Origin of the sequence: Desulfurella sp., from assembly GCF_023256235.1 — a bacterium.
Taxonomy (GTDB): Bacteria; Campylobacterota_A; Desulfurellia; order Desulfurellales; family Desulfurellaceae; genus Desulfurella.
Genome location: NZ_JAGDWY010000047.1, coordinates 1 through 2,062, shown reverse-complemented (window position 1 = coordinate 2,062; position 2,062 = coordinate 1). Strand labels below are relative to the sequence as shown.

General features: G+C 40.9%; 3 protein-coding genes. All 3 read right to left on the bottom strand.

Features of this window, described 5'->3' with window-relative positions:
* Positions 1-576: AAA family ATPase (locus Q0C22_RS04790; RefSeq protein ID WP_291492304.1), on the bottom strand; the 576-nt coding region annotated here is incomplete at its 3' end.
* 1 nt (position 577) lies between these two features.
* Positions 578-1,276, bottom strand: coding sequence for a UbiA family prenyltransferase (locus Q0C22_RS04785; RefSeq protein ID WP_291492302.1), 699 nt, complete (start codon positions 1,274-1,276; stop codon positions 578-580).
* Entirely contained in the window at positions 1,269-1,796 is a 528-nt protein-coding gene (locus Q0C22_RS04780) for a hypothetical protein (protein ID WP_291492300.1), read from the bottom strand. The genes Q0C22_RS04785 and Q0C22_RS04780 overlap by 8 nt, the downstream gene beginning before the upstream one ends.
* Positions 1,797-2,062: the final 266 nt, after the last annotated feature.

Genomic DNA, 2,062 nt, shown 5'->3' with positions numbered 1-2,062 from the left:
CTCGTATCTCATATCGCCGTTGCTCTCCCTCACAATTGTCTGTATCTTGTCATAACTTAGGTGGATATGTTCCTTGCCCGCTATGTAGCTCAGCATTAGTTCTATTTCTCTGTTAGGTATTCTTTTAAATTCAATAACTGTGCTTTTTTTGAAAACTTCTTTCATTGAATCCTTTTTATTATTTGCAGCCATCACAACAGGAACCACGGAATCCTCGATGTACTTACTTATGTAATCCATCCCCCCCTGGTCCCCTCTTGAAAAAATTCCATCTATCTCATCGAGAAACACGAGCACTGGTTGGCCGTAAAGGTTGATGCTACTTATATTTGAAAGCATGGACTCTAGTTTTTCCCTTGTTCTTAAATCGCTTGCATTTAGCTCAAATACATAATACCCAAAGTCATTTGACATTGCTCTGACAAGTGTCGTTTTACCGGTGCCTGGTGGTCCTATAATTAGCAGAGGTTTATTACCCCTTTTCCACCCCCTTATCCAGGAAGCGATATACTTTCTAGCATATTCATTGCCAATCATATCGTACAATGAATGCGGCCTGTACTTTTCCGTCCACACTTTATATCACCCCCTGAACGATGTACACAACCAGTGCAGCTAACATAAGAAATAAAATGCGGCTCTTGACTTTATAAGCATTAGCAATTATAAAACCTGTGGATATAATCGCAGCTTGACGGCTACCTCTAGTCACAGCAACCGTTTTTACTCCCATTTTTGCATCGCCTTCTATGTCAGATATGCCCTTTATCACTTCCCTGCCAACTCCAGCGAAAAAAGCTGTCAACGCCAAGCTAATTATTAAAGAATTGAGTTCTGGCTTTATTAGGGAACCAAATACGAAGGGGATACTCATTGAAGCTGCCACACTTACATTCCCAGGCAGACCAAGGCGCTTCAGCCTCCAGTTATAAAAAAATGACAATAGCGCAAAAAGTACTTCTATAGAAAGTTCTACAGCTCCAAGTGCTGCAGATGCTAATATCCCAAGAGCTAGCATTATCAACGCGGCATACTTTGCGGACCCAAGCTTCAGCCTTCCTGAAGATAATGGCCTTTCTGGCCTATTTATCCGATCGATATTTACATCTAAAATGTCGTTGATAATCATGGCAAAGCCCGTTATTAAAAATCCAGTTGCAAAACCAAGGAGCAGGCCGTATAACAGAAAGTATTTGACTAGCACCGCTCCAATGATTACTCCTATGCCACTCATAAATGAGTTATACGGCCTGAGGATCTTTATCCAATCATTCAATTTTACTGCCAGAGGTAATTAGGAAGCTCTTATAATAAATTATTTCTCCCCGCCTATCAACAACAGCCACCATTGAGCCCCTTTCCTGCGTCACGGATGAAATTATATAGTTTTTCAGCTTATCGACCCTTATGTCGTCTCCTTCATTTATAATTAAAATGCGGTACTTTGCTGGCGAAGTGCTGAAAGTTCCCTTTTCAAACAGCCTGAAGCTGTAAAATGGTTCAATTCCTTCCTTTACAACATAACCTCTATCCCTTAAATCTTTATAAACCAAGTACTTGGAAAACCCCTGACGCTGAAAACTTATCTGTTTTAAAAATTCTGCAGGATTTACCTGAGAATTTGTATTTTTAACCGCTATTGTTTTCTTTTCTAGCAGGTACAGCATTTCATATGGCTCAAGAACGATCTTCTTTCCAAGCTTTTCCCCGTATCCCTTCCCCAAAAGCTCTTCCGACGATATATCGATAACTTCCCCTTTCATTATTTTGCCATTGATCCTAGCCTGTATTTCCATAATATAGAACAATGTCTTAAGAGCTACATAAAACAGTTTCCCCTTTATGGACCTACTTGAGTTACATCCTTTCACACTAAAGTGTATGAATCTTCTCTGTCCCTCAGTTTATAGTCGGCAACTTGTTTCCTATTCCATTGACATACGGCTAGCACCCATTTAGTACCCCGCCGAAGTATCCACAGACTTGACTTAAACTCGGGCATGCCACCGGTGCGCGCTATGCCGCCTTGATGTCCCTCTGCAGTACAGCCACATGAAGGTAA